The sequence below is a fragment of the Micromonospora sp. NPDC049580 genome, from assembly GCF_040675595.1.
In the GTDB taxonomy this organism is placed as follows: Bacteria; Actinomycetota; Actinomycetes; order Mycobacteriales; family Micromonosporaceae; genus Micromonospora.
In genome coordinates, this window is the sequence record NZ_JBFAPG010000326.1 from 1 (window position 1) to 7,290 (window position 7,290).

8 protein-coding genes are annotated in these 7,290 nt (G+C 72.3%); 3 read left to right on the forward strand and 5 right to left on the reverse strand.

The features are described from left to right. Positions 1-79 precede the first annotated feature (79 nt). Both AB0J68_RS22770 and AB0J68_RS22775 read right to left on the reverse strand, forming a co-directional pair. A complete protein-coding gene (locus AB0J68_RS22770; protein ID WP_363940411.1) occupies positions 80-1,504 on the reverse strand; it encodes a hypothetical protein in 1,425 nt (474 codons plus the stop codon). Next, the gene (locus AB0J68_RS22775) at positions 1,501-2,031 is read right to left on the reverse strand and encodes a SigE family RNA polymerase sigma factor (RefSeq protein ID WP_354862881.1); all 531 of its coding nucleotides are present in this window, start codon (positions 2,029-2,031) and stop codon (positions 1,501-1,503) included. Before AB0J68_RS22775 ends, AB0J68_RS22770 begins: the two co-directional genes overlap by 4 nt. Before the next feature lie 354 nt (positions 2,032-2,385). Here AB0J68_RS22775 and bla point away from each other — a divergent pair, with 354 nt between their 5' ends. Continuing rightward, on the forward strand, positions 2,386-3,291 hold the full coding sequence (bla, locus tag AB0J68_RS22780) for a class A beta-lactamase (protein WP_363940412.1): 906 nt from the start codon (positions 2,386-2,388) through the stop codon (positions 3,289-3,291). Positions 3,292-3,334: 43 nt separating this feature from the next. Here bla and AB0J68_RS22785 read toward each other — a convergent pair whose 3' ends face one another. After that, complete coding sequence (locus tag AB0J68_RS22785) at positions 3,335-4,255, reverse strand: serine hydrolase (protein ID WP_354862885.1); 921 nt, start codon at positions 4,253-4,255, stop codon at positions 3,335-3,337. After that, complete coding sequence (locus tag AB0J68_RS22790) at positions 4,252-5,184, reverse strand: LysR family transcriptional regulator (RefSeq protein WP_363940413.1); 933 nt, start codon at positions 5,182-5,184, stop codon at positions 4,252-4,254. The genes AB0J68_RS22785 and AB0J68_RS22790 overlap by 4 nt, the downstream gene beginning before the upstream one ends. Positions 5,185-5,262: 78 nt before the next feature. On the opposite strand from AB0J68_RS22790, the gene AB0J68_RS22795 reads away from it, so the two are divergent. Next, positions 5,263-5,583 carry a helix-turn-helix transcriptional regulator gene (locus tag AB0J68_RS22795; protein WP_355063513.1) on the forward strand — a complete coding sequence of 107 codons (321 nt, stop codon included), beginning with the start codon at positions 5,263-5,265 and terminating at the stop codon, positions 5,581-5,583. 47 nt (positions 5,584-5,630) lie between these two features. Here the strand turns inward: AB0J68_RS22795 and AB0J68_RS22800 are convergent, their stop codons facing one another. Further along, on the reverse strand, positions 5,631-6,422 hold the full coding sequence (locus AB0J68_RS22800) for a sulfatase-like hydrolase/transferase (RefSeq protein WP_363940415.1): 792 nt from the start codon (positions 6,420-6,422) through the stop codon (positions 5,631-5,633). A 17-nt stretch (positions 6,423-6,439) separates the two neighbouring features. On the opposite strand from AB0J68_RS22800, the gene AB0J68_RS22805 reads away from it, so the two are divergent. Further along, positions 6,440-7,290: helix-turn-helix transcriptional regulator (locus AB0J68_RS22805; RefSeq protein WP_363940414.1), on the forward strand; the 851-nt coding region annotated here is incomplete at its 3' end.

Sequence of the window (7,290 nt, forward strand, 5' to 3'; positions counted from 1 at the left end):
GCCACGTCAAGCGGACCCTGACTGCGGACGGCGGCGTGGGCGAGCCGTCTTCGGACGGCTCGCCCACGCTTTCGGTTCGTCAGGGGGTCACCCGGGTGGCCGGGCTGTCGCCCGGCAGGCCCGACATGTCGGCCTCGACCGGCGGCACCGGAGTGGCTCCGAGGACGCTGCCGTCCGTGGAGTACGCGGTGAGGGTGGCCGGCTGGTCCGGCGGTATCCGGGTGATGCCGGCGTTCGACGCGTCGAGGGTGACCGTGGCGGGGGGTGCGCCGCCGATCGTGACCGTGACGCGGGCCGCGTCCGGCGGGGCGATCACCCGCACCTGGTCCGTCGGCGGACGGGTGCCGTCGTCGGCCCGGATCCGCCAGCCGATTGGTCGCTGGTCGGCGCCCTCGGCCGGCAGCAGCAGCCGCAGGTCGGTCCACCAGCCGGTTCGGTCGTCGCCGTGTCTGGCGTACGCGATCACCCCGCCGCCGGCAGGCTGCACGGTGAGCAGCGTGGCGGCTTGGCCGTGCCCGCTGCCCGACCAACGCACCCGCACTGTCGTCCCGGCAGCCGGGAGACGACTGTCGAGGAGTGCCGATTGGACGAAGTCGCGCAGGCTGGCATCGTCCACCGGCGTACCTCGGGCACCCCGTCGGGCGGCGGCGAGCAGGACGTCCATCTCCGGTCCGGTCGGGTCGATCGCGTCGTACGGGCCGCCGCCCAGGCCCCCCTGGTAGAGCAGCTGGTCGCCACGGCTGACCCGGACGACGGGTTCGTTCCGAAGCGGCGCGGGGGGCAGGACGGCGAACCCGACCCCGCTGCCGTCCGCCCTGGCGAGGTCCTGGTACTCCAGGGTTCCCCTCGGTGTGTACCGAGGGTCGCCACTGATCATCACGGTGGACTCGGCCGGCCCGACGACGACCGCGAATCCGCCCCGGTCGGGACCGGCCTGCATCAGGGTCATCACCGGGTCGTCGACGCCCTCGCTGTGGCCGGCGTAGCGCATCTGTTCGGCGCCGGCCCCGGCCGGACCCACGTACCAGACCAGCGCCTGCTTGCTCAGTAGGCCGAGGCGGAGCGGCACCGCGACCAGCGCGACCCGCTGGCCCGGCTGGTCACTGCCGTAAAGCAAACGAATCCGGTCACGATCGCCGACCTTCCAGATGCCGTCCGGGCTCCAGCCACCCAACGCGCTGTCGGTGCTGATCCGCGCCCGCAGCGTGTCCAGCCAGGCCTGATCGCCGGCCAGCGCGCCCCGGGCCGGCGCGTCGAGCAGCGCTGCCGGGGCGGCAGCGACCGCGATGCCAGGCGCCCATCCGGGCAGGGGCACCACGTTGGTCTGGACCCCCACGAGCGCGACTCCGACCGCAGCGGCCACCACCGCCCGCATCAGCCGCGTCCGCCGGTGCCGTCGCTCGCGCCGGGCGAACCCCGGCCACGGGTCCTCAGGTACGTTGACGCCGTGCGCGGCCTGCCATAGCGCAGGACTGAGCGTCGAATCTGCGAAGCTCTCGGTCATGCCAGTTCCTCCTCGAGCCGTACCGGGGACTGGGAAGCGGGTGGGGCGAACTCCACCCGCATCCGGGCCAACCCGCGCGACGCCTGGCTCTTCACCGAGCCGATGGAACAGCCGAGAACCTTGGCGGTGTCCGCCTCGCTGAGGTCCTCGAAGTAGCGCAGCACCAGAACCGCCTGGGTCCTGGGGGGCAACCGCCGCAGCGCGGTGAGGAGCAGTTGCCGCTCCTCCACCTGCGCGTACGCGTCCGGCGTCGGCGCGCTGTCGGAGGTCAGCAGCGGCACCTCCAGCGGCCGCCGCCGACGCCGCCAGGAGATCGCCGTGTTGACCATCACCCGGCGTACGTAGACCTCGGGGGCGTCCCTGCGCAGTACCCGCCCCCAGCGCCGATGAGTCTTCTCCAACGCCGACTGCGCCAGGTCCTCCGCTGTTCCCCGGTCGCCGGTCAGCAGGTAGGCCGTTCGGAGCAACGGCCCCCACTGTCGTTGTACGAACAGCCGGAACTGTTCGTCGTCCTCGTACCGACTCACGCCACCTCCAGGTCATATCCGCCTCGCGATCACGAGCGGATGCAGAGAGAGACGCGACCGGAGGCGTCCGGGGTTGAGTGGGTCGTCGACGAGGCTACGGACGTGTCGCAGCCGCCTGACCGGTCCCGCCCTGGGCTTCTGCCTTCTGGTGCGCCGATGGTCCCTTCGCGGGACCAGCTCCTGACGGGTCCGAGTCGAGCGGTGGAGCGAGGTCGGTCAGGGCGCGGGCGATGCCAGATCAGCATGAACACCGCCAGTTCCGTCTTCGACCGCATGCCGAATCCCTGTCAGGGTCGAGCCTTGTCCGACCGGCGCCGCCCGCGCCGGACCTCACGACACCGACAAGGAGCGATCATGGTGTTTTCGACAGACGGGTTGGTAACCGCGCTGGCAGTGGTGTCACTGGCCGCCTGCGGCCCCGCCGATGCCGCCGAGCAGCCGACGCCGGACCGTGCGGCAACGGTGAACCCGTCCACCGCCGCTGACCGGGACCACGAGTTCCGGCAACTGGAGGAGAGGTTCGACGCGCGGCTCGGGGTCTACGCGATCGACACCGGCACTGGCCGGACCGTGCAGTACCGGGACGACGAGCGGTTCGCGTACAGCTCGACGTACAAGGCGTTGGCCGCCGCCGAGGTCCTCGACGAGACCACCGACGTCGAGCTGGACCGGGTGGTGCGGTACTCGGCGGACGACCTGGTGACCTACTCGCCGATCACGGAGCGGCACGTCGCCGAGGGCATGACGCTGCGCGCGATCGCCGACGCGGCCGTGCGCTACAGCGACAACACCGCCGGTAACCTGCTGTTGCGTCAGCTCGGCGGACCACAGAAGTTCGAGAAGGAACTGCGCGAGGTCGGAGACAAGGTCACCGATCCGGCGCGCTACGAGACCGAGCTCAACGAGGCGAGGCCAGGTGACCGGCGGGACACCAGCACCGCGAGGGCCCTGACCCAGGATCTGCGGGCGTACGCCGTCGGCCACGCCCTCGAACCGGCGGACCGCGACATCCTCAATGGTTGGCTGCGGGGCAACACCACCGGCGGCGAGCTGATCCGCGCCGGTGTTCCCGATGGCTGGGTCGTCGGGGACAAGACCGGTGCCGGTGGCTACGGCACCCGCAACGACATCGCGGTGATCTGGCCGCCGGACCGGGCGCCGATCGTCCTCGCGGTGCTGTCCAGCCGCGACGAGAAGGACGCCAGCTACGACAACGCCCTCATCGCCAGGGCAACGGAGGTCGTGGTCGCCGCGTTGTGACGGTGTGCCGTGCCGCCGAGCGTGCGCCCGGGCCACCAGCTGACTAACTCCACCAGGGCAGGGTGCCCGTGCGGAGGTGGCCGTGCAGTGTCCGGGCGACGTGTGCCATCGTCGCCTCGCTGCCGGGCTGCGCGACAGCGGGCACCCGGGAGGCGGTGAGCGCGGCGACCGCGTACGACTGACCGTCGGCGTGGTCCACCACCCCTACCTCGTGGCGTAGGTGCAGCAGGGTGCCGGTCTTGGACGACCAGCGGGACGCGTCGGAGGTGAAGTCCGGCGCGAGCCGCTGGCGGTGCAGGTTGTCGCCCATCAGGGCGCGTACCCGCTCGGCGGTGGTCTCGTGGATCGTCGAGGGGCGCCAGAGGGCGTGCAGCAGGTCGACGTAGGCCCGGGCCGATCCGGTGTTGGCGCGGGTGACGTCGAGTTGGGCGACCGGGTGGCCCTGGCCGGGGGTTCCGGCGCCGATGGCGAGGGCGTGAGCCAGGTGTACGTCGTCGGGGCCGAGACGTTCCGCCGGGGTCTCGGCGAGGTCGCCGACCCGGTGTCGCACGGCGATGCCCTCGATCCGCAGTCGCCGCAGCTCGGCGGCGACCTCGGTGGGCCCGACGAGGTCGAACAGGGCGTCGGCTGCGACTCCGTCGCTGACGGAGGTGCTCAGGTAGAGCAGGTCGTCCACGGCGATCCGCGCCGGATGGCGGAAGCGGCTCAACCCGGTCGGGCCGGGTGTGGTGATTCGACCGGGCAGGACGTCGACGGGTGCCGCCGGGTCGAGTTCCCCGCGCGCGATCCGTTCGAGCACGGCGACCGCCAGCGGCACCTTCACCAGCGACGCCGTCGGGTACGGGGTGTCCGCGTCGAAGCCGAGCTCCTCGCCGGTGTCGAGGTTGCGGACCAGGAACGCGCCGTGCAACCCGGCCTCGTCGAGCAGGTCCTGGGCGTTGCGGACGACGGCGGTGGCGCTCACGCGGGATCTCCCGTCGTGCGGTCACCGCGTGTGCGACCCCTGGCCGGCCCCGGGTCGCCATCGGTCGCGCCCAGGCATCGTGCGATGTCCGCGTCGAGGACCGTGCTGAGCTGATCGAGGTCCTCGCGTACGCCGGCGGCGACCTCGTAGCCTCGCAGGAGCCGGGGGTCGGCGAGGGGGCACCAGTGCAGTCCGAAGTCCTCGGCCTGTTGACGGGAGCAGAGCAGCAGGTCGGGGGAGCCGAGGGCCGCTGCCGCGGCGTCGACGAGGGACGGCGCGACCGCCACCTGGGCCGGCCCCAGGCCGGCCGACTGGCTGGCACGGGTCAGGGGGTCCCGCAGGTGCGCGACGTCGTCCTCGGGTTGGATCAGGATCCGCCGGCGTGCCTGCGTGCGGGCCCGGCCGCTGCGCAGCGTCTCCAGGAACACCGTCGGCGCCGGGAAGGGGGTCCGGGCGGCCAGTCCGAGCGGCACCCGCCAAGACGCCGCCGCCTCCGGAACCGCCACGATCCCGGCAGCGACCTCCAGGGTTCGACAGAGCCGTTCACGCTCGGCCGGGCCGGCCGGCCGTACCTCCAGGTGGATCTGCTGCCGCCGCGCCGCGACCACCAGAGCGGCGAGGTGGTGTGGCGAGCAGATCTCGGGTACGGCGACGCGCAGCGGGCGCAACCGTGCCCGCTGGGCGTCGTCGCCAATGGCATCGGCGAGGTCGACCAGGCGCCGGGCCGATGGCAGCATGTCCTGGCCGAACGACGTCAGCCGCACCGCGCGGGACGACCGGTCGAACAGCCGCGCCCCGAAGTGCTCCTCCAGGGCGGCGATGCGGCGACTGGCGACCGACTGGGGGATGCCCGCAGCGGCGGCGCCGGAGGTGAAGCTGCCGTGGCCACTGACGGCGACGAAGGCCCGGCAGGCGGCGACCACATCCACCCAGCGAACCTATACCCGGATTGCATAGGGCTTGACAGGCCGGAGCCGCGGGACGACCGCCTGCAAGCCCTCGCCCGGATGCTGTACGAGACGCCGGCGGACAACGCCACGCTGGCCGAACTCGGAAAGACGATCGGAGTGAGCCCTCGTACCCTCAGCCGACTGTTCCGCGACGAACTCGGCATGACCTTCTACGAGTGGCGGACGCAGCTGCGGGTCTACCACGCACTCGTGCTGCTGGCCGACGGCTGGGACACCACCCGGACCGCCTACGCCTGCGGATGGGCCAACCCCAGCAGTTTCATCGCGGCGTTCCGCGCGATCATCGGAACGACGCCGGGTCGCTACCGAGCCGGCCGCGCGGCTCCACTCGCGCGGGTCGTCACGTCCGCGGAGTGAAGCCGGCGTCGGGACGGCTGTCGAGGCCGCCAGGGAACCCGCGCTCGTCAGGCCGGCACGTGACCGGCCGTCCAGCACGCCGAGTGGCTGTGGCAGGCGACGTACGACGTGAGGGCACCGTGCAGCGCGGCCCGTCGCGTGGCCGAAAGGCCGGCCGCGATGTTGTCGAGCTGGTGCGGGTCGGCGGTCCTGTCGTAGTACTCCCGTTCGCCGTTGGAGTACTCGACGTAGGTGTAGGTCGCGGTCCGCAGAGCCTCGTAGGTGATCGGGCTGCCGTTGCGGCGGTCCTGGGCGTCGGGATCGTCGGCGGCCTGGTTGGGGCCGTGGTGCTCGATCAGCGCCCCGGTACGCCAGTTCGGCGCCGCCTCGCCCTGCGCGAGGGGAAGCAGGTTGCGCCCGTCGACGTGCGTGCCGACGTCGGCGGCGCCGATGCGCTGGAAGGTCGGTGCCAGGTCGATGTTCTGCACGATCTCGGTGCGCTGCGATCCGGGAACGACGCCCGGCCCGGCGACGACGAGCGGGACCCGCACATCGGTGTCGAAGGCGGTCTGCTTGCCGCCGGTCAACCGGTACTCGCCCATGTGAAAGCCGTTGTCGGAGCTGAACACGACATAGGTGTTGTCGGCGATGCCGTTGGTCGTGAGCTGGGCGCGCAGGTTGCCGATCAGCCGATCGACCGCCTGCACGGACTGGGCACGCTTGCGGAAGTTGGTGTTTAGGGTGCTCTTCTCCTGCGCGGTGAGCGGTCCGTTGTCGGCCAGCCAGGAGGGCGGGTTGGTGGGCAGCCGGTCGTACGCCGCGGTGCGGGAGGCGGTGAGCCACTGGCTGAGCCCGTCCAGCGGCGCACACTTGAGGGGTGAATCGACAGGAGTTGGCCCTCTTCCTGCGCAGCCGGCGCGAGCGGCACACCCCCGCCGAGGTGGGCCTGCCGGCCGGCACCAGGCGCCGCACGCCCGGGCTGCGACGCGAGGAGGTGTCCCGGCTGGCGTTCATCTCCATCGAGTACTACACCCGGCTCGAACAGGCCCGCGCCCCGCACCCCTCGCCCGAGGTGCTGGCCGGCCTGGCCCGCGCGCTGCGCCTCTCCGACGCCGAGCGCGACCACCTGCACCATCTGGCCGGCAGGCCGCCGGCCCCGCCGGCCGGGCCGCCGCACGAGGTGCGGCAGAGCATCCTCGACCTGATCGAGCGGTTGCCCCAGGCGGCCGCCCACGTGACGTCGGCCAGCTACGAGGTGATCGCCTGGAACGATCTCGCGGCGGCGTTGATGGAGGACTTCTCGGCGCTGCCCCGACGTGACCGCAACCTGGTTCGCCGCGCCTTCCTCGGCCCGCACCCGGACGGCCGGGTGCTGTACGGGGTGTCCGACGTCGAGGAGTTCACCCGCAGCTCGGCCCGGCGACTACGCGCCACCGCCGCCCGCTACCCCGACGACCCCGAGGTGGCGGCGCTGGTCCGCGACCTGCTCGCGGGCAGCCAACGGTTCCGCGAACTGTGGGAGTCGCACGACGTCGACGACGAGCACACCCTGATCAAGACCTTTCAGCACCCGCTGGTCGGCCCGGTGACCGTGAACTGCGACGTCCTCGACATCGCCGACCGTGACCAGCGGCTCGTCATCCACACCGCGGTGCCGGGCTCGCCCTCCGCGGAGGCGCCACGCCTGCTCTCGGTGCTCGGCACCCAGCGCATGACGGTCAGCGCCAC

Coding starts and splice junctions, on each gene's coding strand:
- AB0J68_RS22770 (WP_363940411.1), bottom strand. CDS start 1,504: ATGACCGAGAGCTTCGCAGATTCGACGCTCAGTCCTGCGCTATGGCAG.
- AB0J68_RS22795 (WP_355063513.1), top strand. CDS start 5,263: ATGCTGTACGAGACGCCGGCGGACAACGCCACGCTGGCCGAACTCGGA.
- bla (WP_363940412.1), top strand. CDS start 2,386: ATGGTGTTTTCGACAGACGGGTTGGTAACCGCGCTGGCAGTGGTGTCA.